The organism is Clostridium sp. OS1-26, assembly GCF_030915445.1.
Lineage (GTDB): Bacteria > Bacillota > Clostridia > Clostridiales > Clostridiaceae > Clostridium_AM.
On the sequence record NZ_CP133264.1, the window covers coordinates 1,128,430 to 1,145,425 of the forward strand.

General features: G+C 28.9%; 15 protein-coding genes and 1 pseudogene. 5 read left to right on the plus strand and 11 right to left on the minus strand.

The genetic code is table 11. The features are described from left to right. Positions 1-68 precede the first annotated feature (68 nt). Positions 69-653, minus strand: a complete 585-nt coding sequence (locus RCG18_RS05540; protein ID WP_308040404.1) for a hypothetical protein — start codon at positions 651-653, stop codon at positions 69-71. 239 nt (positions 654-892) lie between these two features. On the opposite strand from RCG18_RS05540, the gene RCG18_RS05545 reads away from it, so the two are divergent. Beyond that, complete coding sequence (locus tag RCG18_RS05545; RefSeq protein ID WP_308040405.1) at positions 893-3,448, plus strand: FAD-dependent oxidoreductase; 2,556 nt, start codon at positions 893-895, stop codon at positions 3,446-3,448. A 41-nt stretch (positions 3,449-3,489) separates the two neighbouring features. On the opposite strand, the gene RCG18_RS05550 is transcribed toward RCG18_RS05545, so the two are convergent. The 9 genes from RCG18_RS05550 to RCG18_RS05590 form a co-directional block, all read right to left on the minus strand. Continuing rightward, positions 3,490-4,338, minus strand: coding sequence for a YihY/virulence factor BrkB family protein (locus tag RCG18_RS05550; RefSeq protein ID WP_308040406.1), 849 nt, complete (start codon positions 4,336-4,338; stop codon positions 3,490-3,492). 142 nt (positions 4,339-4,480) lie between these two features. Then, the gene (locus RCG18_RS05555; RefSeq protein ID WP_308040407.1) at positions 4,481-5,026 is read right to left on the minus strand and encodes a ferritin family protein; all 546 of its coding nucleotides are present in this window, start codon (positions 5,024-5,026) and stop codon (positions 4,481-4,483) included. Between the two features lie 277 nt (positions 5,027-5,303). After that, on the minus strand, positions 5,304-6,722 hold the full coding sequence (locus tag RCG18_RS05560) for an amino acid permease (RefSeq protein ID WP_308040408.1): 1,419 nt from the start codon (positions 6,720-6,722) through the stop codon (positions 5,304-5,306). Positions 6,723-6,880: 158 nt separating this feature from the next. Then, positions 6,881-7,789: a DNA-binding domain-containing protein gene (locus tag RCG18_RS05565; protein WP_308040409.1), complete on the minus strand. Its 909-nt coding sequence runs from the start codon at positions 7,787-7,789 to the stop codon at positions 6,881-6,883. A gap of 5 nt (positions 7,790-7,794) precedes the next feature. Beyond that, positions 7,795-8,073, minus strand: a complete 279-nt coding sequence (locus RCG18_RS05570) for an ATP-binding protein (RefSeq protein ID WP_308040410.1) — start codon at positions 8,071-8,073, stop codon at positions 7,795-7,797. Further along, a complete protein-coding gene (locus RCG18_RS05575) occupies positions 8,061-9,053 on the minus strand; it encodes a histidine kinase (protein WP_308040411.1) in 993 nt (330 codons plus the stop codon). The genes RCG18_RS05570 and RCG18_RS05575 overlap by 13 nt, the downstream gene beginning before the upstream one ends. 56 nt (positions 9,054-9,109) lie before the next feature. Then, positions 9,110-9,289, minus strand: a complete 180-nt coding sequence (locus RCG18_RS05580; protein ID WP_308040412.1) for a hypothetical protein — start codon at positions 9,287-9,289, stop codon at positions 9,110-9,112. Then, on the minus strand, positions 9,289-10,989 hold the full coding sequence (locus RCG18_RS05585) for a methyl-accepting chemotaxis protein (RefSeq protein WP_308040413.1): 1,701 nt from the start codon (positions 10,987-10,989) through the stop codon (positions 9,289-9,291). The genes RCG18_RS05580 and RCG18_RS05585 overlap by 1 nt, the downstream gene beginning before the upstream one ends. A 102-nt stretch (positions 10,990-11,091) precedes the next feature. Next, positions 11,092-12,393 carry a GGDEF and EAL domain-containing protein gene (locus tag RCG18_RS05590; protein WP_308040414.1) on the minus strand — a complete coding sequence of 434 codons (1,302 nt, stop codon included), beginning with the start codon at positions 12,391-12,393 and terminating at the stop codon, positions 11,092-11,094. Between the two features lie 322 nt (positions 12,394-12,715). Here RCG18_RS05590 and RCG18_RS05595 point away from each other — a divergent pair, with 322 nt between their 5' ends. From RCG18_RS05595 to RCG18_RS05605, 4 genes and pseudogenes are all read left to right on the plus strand, one after another. Next, positions 12,716-13,315, plus strand: coding sequence for a tyrosine-type recombinase/integrase (locus RCG18_RS05595; RefSeq protein ID WP_308040415.1), 600 nt, complete (start codon positions 12,716-12,718; stop codon positions 13,313-13,315). A 373-nt stretch (positions 13,316-13,688) separates the two neighbouring features. Then, positions 13,689-13,847 (plus strand): hypothetical protein, encoded by a 159-nt coding sequence (locus RCG18_RS05600; protein WP_308040416.1) that lies wholly within the window; start codon positions 13,689-13,691, stop codon positions 13,845-13,847. Positions 13,848-13,963: 116 nt separating this feature from the next. Beyond that, positions 13,964-14,254 carry a DUF4372 domain-containing protein gene (locus RCG18_RS28985; protein WP_374119120.1) on the plus strand — a complete coding sequence of 97 codons (291 nt, stop codon included), beginning with the start codon at positions 13,964-13,966 and terminating at the stop codon, positions 14,252-14,254. Between the two features lie 64 nt (positions 14,255-14,318). Beyond that, positions 14,319-14,696: pseudogene (locus RCG18_RS05605) on the plus strand (transposase); the annotation flags it as partial. Positions 14,697-15,069: 373 nt separating this feature from the next. Here the strand turns inward: RCG18_RS05605 and RCG18_RS05610 are convergent. After that, complete coding sequence (locus tag RCG18_RS05610; protein WP_308040417.1) at positions 15,070-16,917, minus strand: cell wall-binding repeat-containing protein; 1,848 nt, start codon at positions 16,915-16,917, stop codon at positions 15,070-15,072. Positions 16,918-16,996: the final 79 nt, after the last annotated feature.

The window sequence follows — 16,996 nt, forward strand, 5'->3', positions numbered from 1 at the left end:
TCTATGGCACCATGTATATTACTTTAATGTAACTATTTACCTTTTAATTGAATGTGTTTGTCGAAATTCTATCTATTTTGACTATTTCTTTTTTGCCCTATATAACAGATAGATTCATCTAAAATTTCTTCATTAATTCTCAAAAACTTACAAATATCTTCCAATATTAATATCGTTACAACAACTAAAGCACAGTCATCACCAATACAATGTTTTAAATCATATGCATTTATATAGCCCTGTAGTGTATCTTTTTTAAATTTTATGTCGGAATATATACTATTTAATGTATTATATAATGTTTCATAAGAAAGTATTAAAAAATCCTTTTTAGATTTTTCATTACCATTAACTATGTGCTTTACTATATTATTTAATGATGTTTCTTTATAATATTGTTCCATATGCATATCATAGTTATTAGCTATATATCTACCTATAATATAGCTATCTATTAGAGCTATCTCTCCTTCAGTGTTAAAGATTATTGACAGCTCTATACTTTTCTTTCCTTCAGCCCTTATATCCTTGATCAATTCATTTATTCTTTGATTAAACATTGTTGTAAACTTTGAATCAAAAATAAAATATTCTAGTTCTTGGCTAGAGCATTCCGAAATAAATTCCGAAAAGCTTCTATAAATCTTTTTCATATAATCTTTACTTCTCACATTATCACCTTCTAGAAAATTCTTTTAAGCATAAACACATATCCTATATTTTTTCTCAATAAATAAAAAATATACTAAGCATAAAATTATTTCATATTTTATTATTATATTATCTTCCATTAAATATTGATTTTGATCTTTATATATATTATAATGTTTTTATGGATATTAATTATTAATTAAAATTAAATATTAATAATTTGAAATGGGGGAATAATTAAATGAATGGCATTGAAATTAAAAAGGATATTTACTGGGTGGGTGCTCTAGATCCTAACTTAAGAATCTTTGACATAATAATGTATACTCCATATGGAACTACCTATAATTCATATTTAGTAAAGGGTAGTGAAAAAACTGCTATATTTGAGACAGTTAAAGAAAAGTTTTTTGATGAATTCTTAGAAAGGCTTAATTCCTTAAACACAGATATAAAAGATATAGATTATATAATAGTTGATCACACCGAGCCAGATCATGCAGGTTCAGTAGCTAAACTATTGGATTTAGCTCCTAAAGCTAAGCTCGTAGGTTCATCTACAGCTCTTAGATTTATGAGAGGCATAGTAAATAGAGACTTTGACTCTATTACAGTTAATCATGGTGATACATTAAGTCTAGGAAATAAAACTCTGCAATTTATATCTGCACCATTTTTACATTGGCCAGATTCTATGTATACCTATATTGTTGAAGATAACATTTTAGTTACCTGCGACTCATTTGGAAGCCACTATTCAAATAAAGATATATTTAATGATTTAAATGAAAGTCAAGAAAATTATATGGATGCATTAAAATATTACTTTACTGCAATCATGGGACCATTTAAATCGTATGTCTTAGATGCTATAGATAAGATTAAGGATTTAAATATAGATATAATATGTCCTGGACACGGTCCGGTTCTAAGAGACAATCCTTCCAAAATAATAAAACTATATAAGGAGTGGAGCCTAGATTCTGAAGAATTATCTGAAAGTAAGCATATAGTAATTCCTTATGTTTCCGCATACGGATATACAGAATCCTTAGCAAAGAAAATTGAAGAAGGTATACACTCAATTGGTGAATTTAAAGTAGAACTGTTTGATGTTATACACCATAATGCAAACGACATTATAAGTAGTATAGAAAGATCTCATGGAGTAATATTTGGCTCTCCTACAATAAACGGTGATGCCCTAAAACCTATATTAGATATACTAATATCCCTTAACCCTATAGTTCATGGTAAAAAAACTGCTGCTGCTTTTGGATCATATGGTTGGAGTGGCGAAGCTGTTGGTAATATAGAGAATAGACTTAAACAATTAAAAATGGATGTCTTTTCTCCAGGGCTCAGAGTAAATTTTAAACCTTCTGAAGAAGACCTAGTTCATGCTTACCATTTTGGACAAAGTTTTGCACAAAAGATAGATGAAAATATAAGCAAAGTTAATAAACCTAACAAGCCATCTACATCAAAAAAGTGGAAATGTCTAATATGTGGAGTAGTTTTTGAGGGTTCGGAGCCACCTGAAACATGCTCTGTATGCGGAGCTAGTTCAGAGCAATTCGTAGAAGTTGTTGAATCAGGAGTTGAATTTAGAAATGATGATAATAAAACCTATTTAATAATAGGAAATGGGGCAGCAGGTTTTTCTGCAGCAGATACTATTAGAAAGAGAAATAAAAATTGTAAAATAGTAATGGTATCATCTGAAAATAACTTAACTTATTTTAGACCTCAGCTATCTGATTATTTATCATCTTCAATACCTGACGACGAATTTTATGTAGTTGCTGATCACTGGTATAAAGACAATAATATAGACTTATGCTTAAATTCACATGTAGATAGAATTAATGAAGAAGATAAAAAAATAATATTATCTGATGGAAGACAAATTCCTTATGATAAGCTTATATTAGCTAATGGAAGTTCCAGTTTTGTACCTCCGATTAAAGGAATTGATAAAAAAGGTGTTTTCAGTTTAAAATACTTATCTGATGCTGATGCAATTAAGAATTATATATCAAATTCCAAGAAGGCAGTAGTTGTAGGCGGTGGTTTGCTTGGCCTTGAAGCAGCTTGGGAGCTTAAAAACTGTGGCCTTGACGTAACTGTAGTAGAATTTGCAAACAGACTTCTTTCTCGTCAATTAGATGAAGATGGTGCTAAGTTATTTAGTGCTTCTATTGATAAATCTGGTGTTAGCGTAATACTTCAAGACTCTGCCGTAGAAATACTAGGAGATGATAAGGTTACAGGAGTTATGTTATCAAGTGGTAAAACCGTTGATGCAGATATAGTAATCTTTTCAATAGGAATACGTCCGAATAAAGCTCTTGCTGAAACATGTGGTATAAAAACTGATAAAGGGATAGTTGTAAATGATAAGATGGAGACATCTGTTGAAAATGTATATGCATGTGGAGATGTTTGTGAATATAACGGAAAAGTTTATGGAAACTGGCAAGCTTCTATCGAAATGGGAAAAACCGCAGGCGCTAATGCTGTAGGTGACGAATCCTATTTCACTGACTTTGTATCATCTGTAATTTTTTCAGCGATGGATACCGAATTATTCTCCTGTGGTACATTTACATCGGAATCTAAAGCTTTATCTTCCTTAGACTCTCAAAAGGGTATATATCAAAAATTATTTTTTAATAACAATAAACTAATTGGAGGTATACTACTTGGAGATACTAAAAAATCTGGCAAAATAATATCTGCAATACAAAGTGGTAAAACCATAAAAGACATTATGTCTGATAACTTTTTCATATAGTATTTTATAGGGTTTCTAATTGAAACCCTATATTTTATATTTTAATATCTAACGCCTTTCGGTTTTTCTTTGCCCTCTCTATCAAAGGCAAGGGTGGCATTTAATTCTCCCCCCATTAATATTATTATCGATAATATAAATAGCCATGTTAAAAGCACTATTACAGTTCCTATACTTCCATATATCTTTGAATAATTCCCAAAATTATTTACGTAATATGCAAATCCTAAAGATACTATAGTTAACGTTATAGTTGAAAAAATGGCTCCCGGCATAACTTCCTTCCATGTAAGCCTTCTGCAAGGTGTGTATCGATATAAGGCTGCAAAAATAAATGTAGCAGATATAATCATAATAAGATATCTTAGTTTATCCCATACAATTACAAAAACATAGAATACACCTAAACGAGAGGCTAATGTATTTCCTATTATTTCTCCAAACACTAATAATAAAAAGGTTAATATTATTATAAAAGTTAAAGCAAAAGTACACAAAACTGCTATTAGCTGCACTTTTAGCAACGATCGTTTTTCTCGTTCACTATATGCCTTATTAAGCCCTCTAATCACCGCATTAAACCCAGCAGAGGCAGACCATATAGTAATAATTAAACTTAAAGATAGTAAATGCCCACGTTTCGTATCAACTACTTCTACTATAGTATTTTTTACAAGTTCTACAGCACTATTGGGAAGTATTGGTTTTAGTCCCCCTATTACATCTCCACTAGTTATTGGGCTAAAACCAACAAAAGTCATAAGAAATATTATAAATGGGAAAAATGAAAATATTAAACTATATGCTAACTGAGATGCTAGAGATAAAACTTCATCATCATTAAATCGAAATGCTAGATTTTTTATATCTTTTACTAATTTACTACTCAATAAAAACTCCCCTCCTTAATATTAAGTTTTTCCTATGATGAAGTATATTATTACTATACAAAAGAGCCCGTATCTGAATTCAGATACAGGCTCTTTCGTATTAAGTTTAATTTATTATATTTTATATTTGTAAGAGTGATTTCTATTTAAAATATCTGTTTAATAATCCCTTAAATGCTGCTCCATGTCTAGCTTCATCTTTGCACATTTCATGTACTGTATCATGAATTGCATCGTAGTTTAACTTCTTAGCTAAAGTAGCTAAATCCTTTTTACCTTGGCATGCTCCATGCTCTGCTTCAACTCTCATTTCTAGGTTCTTCTTTGTATCAGCTGTTACAACTTCTCCAAGTAACTCTGCAAATTTTGCTGCATGTTCTGCTTCTTCAAAAGCTATTCTTTTATAAGCTTCAGCTATTTCTGGGAATCCTTCTCTATCCGCTTGGCGGCTCATTGCTAAATACATTCCTACTTCTGTGCATTCGCCCATAAAGTTTGCTTTAAGTCCTTCTATAACCTCTGGATCTATATCTTTAGCTATTCCTACTTTATGCTCATCAGCCCAAGATAATTCCCCTTCTACTTTTTCAGCAAATTTATCACTACCAGCTCCACATTGTGGGCATTTTTCTGGTGCTGCTTCTCCTTCATAAACATATCCACATACTGAACAAACAAATTTTTTCATTTTAAATTCCTCCTGATTATATCATTTTTATATTTTTAATTAATTTTTTCTCGTTCCTTATATTTATTATTATATAATAATAATTATTAATTTGCAATACCTTTTTAAAAAATTTTTATATAATATTTTTTATTCATTGATATTTAATTATATTCTTTCTATATATAAATAAAAAAATAGCCAGGCTTTCTAATCTCTTTCTGATTAGAAATTCCTGACTTTCAAATCACTATATCAATTCACTATATCAATTTTTTCACTATATATAATTTCTCAATTAAGCACTTTTTTCTTCTAATAAAGGCTCAGAGATATTTTTATCTTGTAATGAACTATTTTTGTGTGAATATACAAAGTAAACAACTACTCCTAATACATTCCACACACCAAAGTATAACCATGTTGTCTTTGATAAACTGAACATAAGGAATACGCAACATACTATTGCCATTAAAGGTATTGCTGGTACTAGAGGTACTTTAAAACCCCTTTCTAAATTTGGATGAGTTTTTCTAAGCACAATTACAGATAGTGCTACAAGTGAGAATGTTCCTAAAAGAACCATATTAGCAAGATCAGCTAATTGTTTTAGATCTACAACTCCTGCAAGTAAAGCACCTAGACATCCTACTAACCAAGTTGAAAGTACAGGTACATTTGTTTTTTGGTTTACTTTAGAACAAACTTTAGGAAGTAATCCATCACGGCTCATTGAAAATAATATACGTGATGAACCGTAAACGTATGCAAGGATAACTGCTAAAATTCCCACAACTGCTCCAATTGAAAGTACAGAAGCTGCCCATCCTTGTCCAACGGAACTTAATGCATAAGCCATAGCATCACCAACATTTAACTTAGTATAATGAGTAACACCTGTTAAGACTAAGCAAACTATGATGTATATAATAGTACAACCTATCATTGAAGCAATAATACCTATAGGTAGATTTTTTTGAGGATTTTTTACTTCCTCAGCAGAGGTTGAAACTGCATCAAAACCTGCGTAAGCAAGGAATACAGATGCTGCACCGGCAAATACTCCCTTAAAGCCAAATGGCATGAATGGTTTCCAATTTACTGGCTTTATAAAAAATGCACCTACAGCTACAAATAGAACTATAACACCAAGTTTTACAAATACCATAATATTATTTACTTTTTTGCTTTCCTTTGTTCCTCTTGATAAAAGAAGTGTAATAAATAATACTATAATAACTGCTGGAGCGTTAAGTAGTCCTCCTTGACTTGGTATATTGACAAATATACTAGGTAGATTAAGCCCACACTCTTTTAATAAGCTATTAAAATATGCTGACCAACCACCGGCAACAGTCGCAGTACATACTGTATATCCTATAAAAAGTGACCATCCAACTAAGTGAGCAACGAATTCACCTAATGATGCATAGATATAAGCATATGCACTACCTGAGGTTGGGATTGATGATGCGAATTCAGCATAACATAGAGCTACAAGTATACATGCAATTGCAGAGCCGATGAATGACAGAACAACAGCAGGACCTGCATCTCTTGCAGCAACAACACCAGTTAAAACCATTACACCAGTTCCAATTGTTGCACCAATACTCATTAATGTTACGTCAAATGCACCTAAAGTTCGCTCTGAAGAGTTGTTTCTATTGCTGTCTAGAATAGAGTTTACGTCTTTTTTTCTAAAAAATGACTTCATACTATAGCCCCCTATAAATTATATTAATGGTTAGCTGTAATTATTGACTTGATTATACTAGGGTGACTACAAAATGCTTCACAATTCTTCACAATTCTTCACGCAAAAGCGAAATGCTTTTAAAATTCTAAACTTTAAAAGCATTGCTTAATTTCAAATCATTTGTATGAATTATCTGCAAACACATCCTCAGCCCTATAAAACTCAATATATGCGATCAGGGAATCTCTAGTAATCTTCGCATTGTAACAACAATCCCTCAAAAACTTTCCTATTATTACCTTTCCACCAGTTTTATTCTTCCCCTTAATAAAATCCATCTCGGCTTTAACACTTGCAAAATCAAACATACCTTTGGAGTACTCCTGAAAACTTTCATTATAATAATCTTCTATTCCTATATATGCAAGATTCGTCAATCCAGTCTTAATTGCCCTCCTCATTCTTTGTTGTACTGTTTTGGGACTATCCCCAATAATACTACATAAATCATTAAAATTGCATTCTTCAAATGATTTTTTTGTTTCTAACAAATACATGCAGATTTTGATAATATCACTCGTTCCCTTTTCACCTAACATTCCAAATTTACTTAAAACATGCTTGATTCTTTTCATATTATCGTCTTTATTGTCTTGAGGTTTTTTTTGAGGATTCATATCTTTAAATACTTTTTTTATATCATAAAGCATATTTTCAATTTCAATTTTTTCAGCAACTTTACTTGTAACTTTCTCTACTTCAATTTTATTAATAGGCTTGCTGATAAAAAACTCAATTCCAGAATTATAGGAATCCTCTACTAACTTTATATCTGATACTTGAGAAATCATTATAAATTTAATTTTGGGTTTTAGCATCTTTACTTCTCTTACCAAACTATTACCATCCAATTTAGGTAGAAGCAAGTCAACTAATACAATATCCGGATTGCAAATCAATATTTCGTTAAGCGCTGTCTCTCCATCATTGGAGCTACCTATTACTTCACCTGACCCGTTTTCTTCAATCAAATTAGTCAGTATCTTAACAATATTAACATCATCGTCAATAATATAATATCGCATTATGCTTACCTCCTAAATGAGCTTATTGGAATTTTTACTGTAAAAGTTGTATTTTTATTTTTTATAGATTGTACAGATATACTTCCTTTAAAAATATCCTGGACCAGATCTCTTACCAAAGTAAGCCCTATACCTCTACATATACTACCAGTTTCCTTATTATACTTAGTAGAAAAGCCAGGGTTAAATATAAAATCTAAATTACTATCACTTATACCTGTTCCATTGTCAAATATAGAAAAGACATATTCATCTCCAATCTTCTCAATTTTTAGTTTAACCAATCCTCTTTTTTGTTATCTATAGCTTCTATACTATTAAAAATAAGGTTTCTTATAATTGACATCAAATAAAAATGTTCGAGAACATAAAATTCACATTCAACTCTGAAATCAAGTTCAATATCCAAATTTTTGGTGATTATGTAATCCTTTATATCTATTTCTAGAATATCTATAATATCCTTTATCTTCATGCGTTCAATATCTATTTTATCATTAGCTATCTCCTCAAGTCCTCTCATAACCCTAATATAATCCTTTTTAATCTCGTGAACATCTTTAGCAATATCAAGCGTAAGATTTTTCAATTCGTCAGGGTAATGATTCTCTGAAACGATCTCGTAAACTGAAAAGGATTTCTTCATTACGTCTTCTATTTCAGCAGCATTCTTATTCATGAAATATATTTCACTTTTGAATCCAGAGGTTAATAATATCAATCTCCTATAGCGTTCTTCATGTTCTTCTTTTATAAGAAATGATTTATAATATTTCATTGCTATTAATATAATTAAAGTCATTAAAGATCTTACACAAGCTACTATTAAAAGATCTTTTATCATATTGCTATTTATACCAGTTATTTGAGTTCTAATACTTAATTCAACAATATTTGAAAAAAGATCGCAGAAAAATATTGAAATCATGAACTTTGTCAGATCCTTTTTCCTATTCTTATAATATAAAAAATAAAACATGACTCCGTAAGTGGCGTAAAATGCTATTTCTGGCGTAATTGTTTTAAGGGTTTGGGCAAAATTCATAATACCAGAATAAATCCATAATGATTTATTAAATGATGTGATTATTCCTGTGATTATCGCTGTTTTTATTGGATTTAAGCCAACATAATTATAAAGAAGTATAGAAAATACAACAACTGAAAAAGATATAGTAAAACCCTGGATTAAAAAATTAAAATATATCTGAGATGCTATACTTACACAAATTACAACTACAAGAATATTCTTGAACTTTTTCATCTAGCACACCTCTCTTTCATTTACTAATTCAATAATAGTATACTATAAATTTCACTTTAATTCATCAAAGTGTTTTTAAAAACTTTAAGTGCTGCAGCGCCTTCATAACTTTGTTTTAATGGAACTATTTTATTGAATTCTTTAATTTCTGCTAAATACAACTCTTGATTTTCTTTTACGTGTACAAAAGAGACAACCCTAACTTTACATTGGATTGTCTTTTTTAACTGATACATTAATCATTTAATTTAAATTGCTCTACCATATCTCTCATTACTTTTGCTTTATAATTAAGTGTTTCTGAAGATGCTGCAACTTCTTCTGATGATGCACTCATTTGCTGCATTGAGGCCGCTATTTCTTCTGAAGAAGCAGACATTTCTTCTGAAACTGATGAAACTGACTCCATATTATTTATTATTACGTCTTTTTTATTATTTATATTTAATGCAATTTTATTGATGTTATCAATTTTAGGCAAGATTTCATTAACCGATTTTACTATGTCTTCAAATGAATTTATAGATTTTTCTATGATTACTACTTGTCTATTCAACTTATTATTAACACTTTGAGTAGTATCCATAACTATACTGCTTTTCTCTGATATTTTACCAACAAGATTACTTATATTTTCCGAGAATTCTTTTGATTGTTCTGCAAGTTTTCTTACTTCATCTGCAACAACAGCAAATCCTCTCCCTGATTCTCCTGCTCTTGCCGCTTCTATAGCTGCATTTAATGCAAGAAGGTTTGTTTGCTCGGATATGCTCTTTATTAAATCAGTTATCTCACTAACTTTCAATATGTCCATTCCAAGTCCTAAAACTTCATCTTTAGTTTCATTAAAATCATTTTCAATTTCTTCAATAGATTTTGTGACTAAGTTCATTTCTTTATTGCTTTCCGAGGACATTGAATTAATGGCTTTAGCATTACCGTTCACATCTTTAATGGATTCTACTATGTTTTCTATTTCACTTCCAAGATCACTTATAGTATTATTTACTTTAACAAACTCTTCTGCTTGGTTACCTGCTCCATTTGCAACATCTTGTATTGTAGTAGATACTTCTTGAGATGATGAAGCCATTTCTTCTGATATAGCCGAAAGAGTTTCTGATTGATCCAATATATCCTTTGAATTCTCTTTGACCATCTTAATCATAGATGAAATGCTTTGTATCATATGTATAATTAAAAGGTTCATCTTTCCGAATTCATTATTACTATCGTCTCGTATTTTAACAGTAAAATCTCCATTTGAAACTTGATTAAGGTTTTCTCCCATTTCATTGATTGAAATTTTAATTGTTTTTGTAATTAATAATGATACTATTAATAATACTATAAAAGCAATTATTACAATTACTATAAAATTTCTTATAGAATTTTTGTATATTGTATCTCCTTGTAAAACAAGATTATTTGCTTCATCTATATTATATTTAACTAAGTCTCCAAGTCTTGTTAATGTATCAGAAGCAATTTTTTTAAGATTATTCATTTCATCCTCTGTTGGTTTCTTGCCATTCGACAGTTCAGAATTAATTTTATCCCATCCTGCCATATAATTCGACAATCCTTTTTTAACATCATCCATAATAACTTTTTCTTCATTAGTCATATGTAATTGTTCATGTTGTTTTATGATTTTATTTATGTCAGTATGATATCCTTGTATTTCTGAATTAGAAGTATCTTTATAATTATACAATGCTTCAGTAACTCCCGTCCTAATTAGCAAAAAATCTTTTCTTATGTCTGCCGCCTGCGTAGAAGGAATAAATCTATCTCTATACATTTTATCCATACTAGCATTAATTGTTTTAATATCAGTTATGGCAATTATTGATATTATCATCATTGCCATCATTGCAAAAGCAGATATAACCCTCACAGTAGTTACAATTTTTAAGTTTTTTAAAATTTTCATAACAATTATCCTCCCCATTTTTACCACTTTCTTAAAATACCCTCTTACTTTTAGTTAATAATTTTATCATGAAGCTTTGCTTTTATATGTGTATCATAAAACTTATTTAAACTTATTTAATAAATTAATAAATTCATCGGCAGCAACAGGCTTTCCAAAAATAAATCCTTGGATTTTTTCACAATTAATTTTTTTCAACACTTGCAACTGCTCCTTCTGCTCTACGCCTTCAGCAATTATTTCAATATTAAGTTCATGTGCAAGCTTAATTATATTTTTTGTTATTATTAATTCTTTTTCTGAAGATTCTATTCTATCAATAAATGATTTATCTATCTTTATTCCATCTATAGGGAAGCAGTATAAATAATTTAATGATGAATACTTTGTTCCAAAATCATCAATAAGTATTTTCATTCCTTTACTCCTTAATGCTGAAAGTATGTTTAACATATTCTTTGATGGATTTATTAGTATTCTTTCTGTTATCTCTACATTAATATATTTTGCTTCTACTTGCGTTTTTTCTAAGACTTCATCAATAAAACTTAAAAATGAAGTATCTCCAAATTGTGTTTCCGAAACATTTATTGACATACATAGGTTACCGAATCCCGATTTATGCCACTTTTTTAATTCTTTGCAGGCTCGATGAAAAACAAATTTTCCTATTTCATTAATCATTCCATTTTGTTCAACTATATCAATAAAATATGAAGGGGTAAGTATTCCTTTCTTCGGATGTCTCCACCTTAATAATGCTTCCATTCCAAATACTTTCATTGTATTAATATCTACCTGTGGCTGATAATATAATATAAATTCATTACTATATATTGCATTTATTAGTTCTTCTTCTACCTTCCCTCTTTCAATAGTTTCATGATGCATTGTTTGTTCAAAAAACTTATATTTATCATTATGGCACTTTTTACTATAAGTTAAAGCTATTTCGGCATATTTGAGTATAGCCTCTATGTTTGTACTATCACGAGGATGTATGGCTATTCCAATATTAGTTGATATTCTTATTTGCTCTTTTCCTATATCGATTGGATAATCAAAGATTTTTAAAATATCCTTAATAATATTTTCTACTTCACTTTCACTAATTATATCTTTCAAGAGAATTAGTAGCGTATTTCCTCCAAATCTATATACTTTCCCTATATCTCTAATGGCCTGCTGTACTTTATAAAAAACAATTGTTAATACTGCATCTCCATATTCATATCCAAACCTATAATTATAGAATTTAAAATTACTAATATCTAAAAGACAAACAGCAAATTTATCATCTTTTTTAAAATTATTATAAATTAATTTTTTGAAACTACTTATTGAATAATTAAGATTACAGAAGTCTAATAAAACTTCCCTATTTCGTTCGTATTTTATTCTCATAAATCTACTCCTTTGTTTACGTAAATGCCCAATCCTAATTATAAAATTTATATTTTGACTTTTCTTTTGATACACGTTATTATTGATTAGAACAAAATAAATATTTTGTTCAAAAAATGATGATCTTATACCTATTTATCATTTCTTTAATCCAACATAATTCCATATATTCAAAATTACGTTATCAACTTTTACATATCATTCCATATTATCACGATTTGTTGACATTGCTTTAATAAAAATTGGATTTTAACCTATATTATGCTATAATTTATTAGACAAAATATTTATATTGTACAATTATCTAAAAAGGGGAAGGTCAATGGCAAGAAATTCTAGTAACAAAATTAAATATCTTACTCAACAGGAAGCGAAAAATCTTTTTAACGCTATCATTAGCTTAGAAAGCGTACATGCAATTAGGGATTTATCAATTTTTAGGGTTGCATATAGATGTGGTTTGAGAGCCTCGGAAATTGCTTTAATTAAATTAGAAGATTATAATGCTTCAAAAGGCGAACTTTACTGCAAAAGGCTAAAAGGGAGTTGTAATAATACTATAAGACTTGATAGTAAAACAAAAAACGCATTAGATAGATATATTCATGAAAATAGTATATCGTCTGATTCTGAAGTGCTGTTTAAAAGCCAAAAAGATAGGCCTATTTCCAGACAAACTCTTGATTATCTGATGAAAAAATACTGTTCCCATGCTAATATTCATGATAAAAGTAAATACCACTTTCATTCTCTAAAACATACTACAGCAGTTCATTTGGCAGAGTCCGATATGGATATAAAAGAATTGCAATGGTGGCTTGGTCATAAATCTGTTTCAAATACAGAGATTTACTTTCAATTTACAACAAAACAGCAAGAGAAAATGTACTCTAAACTTGAAGAAAAAAGCGAAATGGTCTAGAAAATATAAAAAGTTGGGTGTGATTAAGATATATTAATTCAATACTCAACTTTTTTGTATACACGGAACAAGTTATTTTTCCACTAAAAACAAACAAATCCTTGAACAGAAATGCAGTGTCTTCTGCACTCCGTCCAAGGACTATGAAAAAGCTTTATTGTTTAGTTTACAATTTTATTATCTAGATTAATACTTTATTATATTTACACAACTGTAGGTTTGTAAAAAAGTTTGATTAAAATGTTCCTTATAAACGTTACTTCTTCATAAATATAAAGAGCTAAATTTTGAAAATAGTTTGATCAAAAGTTGGCTCTTTTCATTTTTATAAATATTTATTTTTGTAAAAAAGTTTGATCAAATCCAAAATAGTATGAGTAACGATATTTTCTTACTATTCAGCTTCGTCATTTTTGTTTCTCAAATTAATTTTATATACATCAGTAATGATACTGTTGTTGCATCAAAGAAATATATACTTGTTGACAATGGAAATAATTTAATAATGAAAAAAAGAACCTCCTTTGGTTAAATAGATTTTGACAAGAAATCTACAAAAGGAGGTTCTTTATATTTGACTACTATTAATAATAAAATATTTTTTAATAAATTAACACATGTAATTTTGGGAAATGTACTAAACAAACTATAAAGAAATATAATTCTGATTTTAGGGTGCAACATTTTGATACTAAATCACATTTATATTCAATGCTATTCTTTCAGTTAAAAGGACTAAATAACCTTCATGATTTACAAACGCAAGTTTCTAATAATAACAAATTAAGAAAGCTAATAAGCATACCAATCGTTTCACAGTTATCAAAGAAAAATGCTAATAGAGATTATAGGATTTTTGAAGATCTTTATTATTACCTTGTTAATTACACTTATAAAAAGCTCGGAAGAGCTAAAGTCCAAAAAACTTACCTATATTAAAAATAATTGACTCAACCATGATAGATCTTCCTTTTAATTAGCTAAATATTTTCAATATGATAATAAACAAAAACGCTCAGCTGTTAGAGTAAGTACATTGTTCAATGGTCCGTATCCCGAAAGGATTAATATTGTTATTGGAAAAGTAAATGATCGAAAATGTATCAGCAGAATGATTGAAGCTAAAAAGTGCATTTATCTTTTTGATAGAGGATACTATAACTACAGTTGGTATGATAACTTTACAGATTATGGATTTGAATTTATAACAAGACAATCCTCAAATGCTTGTGTCGAGGAAATCCGAAACACCTATGTTGATAATGATTTTATATTTGACTATGAAATCACATTAGGAATGAATATACCAAAAATAGAACTCTCAATACCTATAGAGAAATTCTTGCCTTTGATGAAAATGAAGAAAAATTTAGAGTTTTAACGAATATATTTGACATGACATCTTAAGATTAAGAAATGTATAGGCTACAATAAGAATAGCATTAAGATTCAAGTATATACAGCACTTATAACCTGTATGCTTATCTATATTTTAAAAGAAGTACTTAAAGTAAAAACTTCAATGCTCAGAGTCACGAGGATAATAAAATCTAATATTCTAGAAAATACTGAGGATGTTCTTGAATATATTGTTGATTCATAACATAAATTAAAATTTTAAAAACTACGTTTTAGATATATAGTTCAATAATATTATAATTAAGAAGCCTACAGCATTTTTAATAGAAGCCGTAGGCTTTTCTAACTTGTCAAGTATTTATTATTGGTTTAATGCAACACTAGTAGTTATTATCCTACTTTATAATGATCACGTTGCAATTTGGTAATAGTTTTTTTAATTGCTCGGCATTAGAATCAGTAATCTCGTTATAATCCATGACAACTTGACTCAAGTTGGTTAACTGCTTTAATGGAGATACATCTTTAATTTTGTTTTCTTGCAAATAAAGAATTTTTAGGTTAGTTAAACCCTTTAATGAAGTTATATCATTTATTTCATTATAAGCTAAATAGAGTTCGTTTAGACTCGTTAAATTTTTAATTGCTTCTATATCTTTTATCTTATTTTCAGATAATGTAAGATGTTGCAGTTTATTAAATTCTGTCAGTACATCTATATTATTTATTTGATTGCCCAATAATGAAAGATATTCAAGGTTATCCAAGTTTTTTAATATACCTATATCAGTTAATCCATTATTGTCTAGTCTAAGATTTGTTAATTTATTTAAATTACTTAGTATACTTAAATTTTTTATCCTAGTATTACTTAAATTAATAGACGTTAAATTATATAAACTACCAATAGGGCTCATATCATTTAATTCGGAGTCGGAATTTAAATTAAGCTCTTCTAGATTAACTAAATTTTTTAGTACACTTATATCTCGTATTTCGTTGGATGACAAATTTAGGTCTTTTAAATTTATCATGTTTTTTAGTGGTTCTATACTTGTAATATTGTTATTAGATAAATTTAGTTCTCTTAAATTAGTTAAGTTACCAATATCACTTAAATCACTTATTGAACTAAAACTTGCATCTAGTACTAAAATATTTTTAATATCATTAGTATAGATATCACCATTGGGCTTATTTATACTTTTTCTTATTACAGCTTCTAGATTCTTATCAGAAAAGGTTACTATAGTGTTAGGTACTTCAGTCAACTTATTTTCTACATCTGTACTTATGGAGCTTTCTCCTCCAAGCAAAATTAATTTTTTATAACTAGTAGTATCTAAATAACTTTTTTGAGCAGAAATATCTTTTCCATTTGTAAGTATAACTGGGGCATTTAATTTTGCTGCTAATGCACTTCCGCTTAAAGCATCTGGGAAGTCTTCGCCGCTTGCAATTATTGCTGTATTTCCATTTAAATTAAAATATTTAGCTACATTTAAGGAGGTCTCATATCTATCTGCTCCACTAATTCTTGTTATTTTACTGTTATTTAAGCCTTTTATAGTATTATTTATATTGTTAACCACATTATCACTTATAGCTCCTTGTCCTCCTATTATAAATATCTGAGATGGTTCAATATTCTTTAGCATCTCTGCTGCATTATCATTAAGTTTGTCTCCAGCAGTCATAATTACTGGATAGCCTTTTATGGCTGATATACTTGAGACGCTTAAAGCATCAGCAAACTCATAACCATTAACTATAATAACGGGAGTTCCTTTTTTTACATTAACATAATTTATAATTGCACTGTTGGTACTAAATCTATCCGACCCACTTAATCTTATAGTTTTTTGGAAAGCTATTTTTTCATAATTATTACTTATTGAAGCATCCCCTCCCAATATATATATATTTGCACATCCTCCTGTTATTTTGTCTATACGATTTCTCAAATTTTTATCTTCTTCCAAGTTTTTATTAACTAATAAAATTGGGGCATCTAGTTTTTCTGAAAGTATAGATCCTGCTATTGCATCAGGAAAGTTTTCTCCATTTGCTATAATTATATTTTTTGAATCATCATTAAAGAAATTATTAGCTATGTTTAATGATGTTTGATACCTATCATTTCCACTTATTCTAATTACATTATAATTACTTTCGGCATGCACAATATGAAAATTTCCAATTAAAAGTATTCCAGCAGTAATTAATATTAGTATTCTTTTCAACCCAAACACCCTTTCTAAACATTTTTACTCCTTTATTATCAAGTAGTACAATATACTTGTACTATTTGATAATACTACA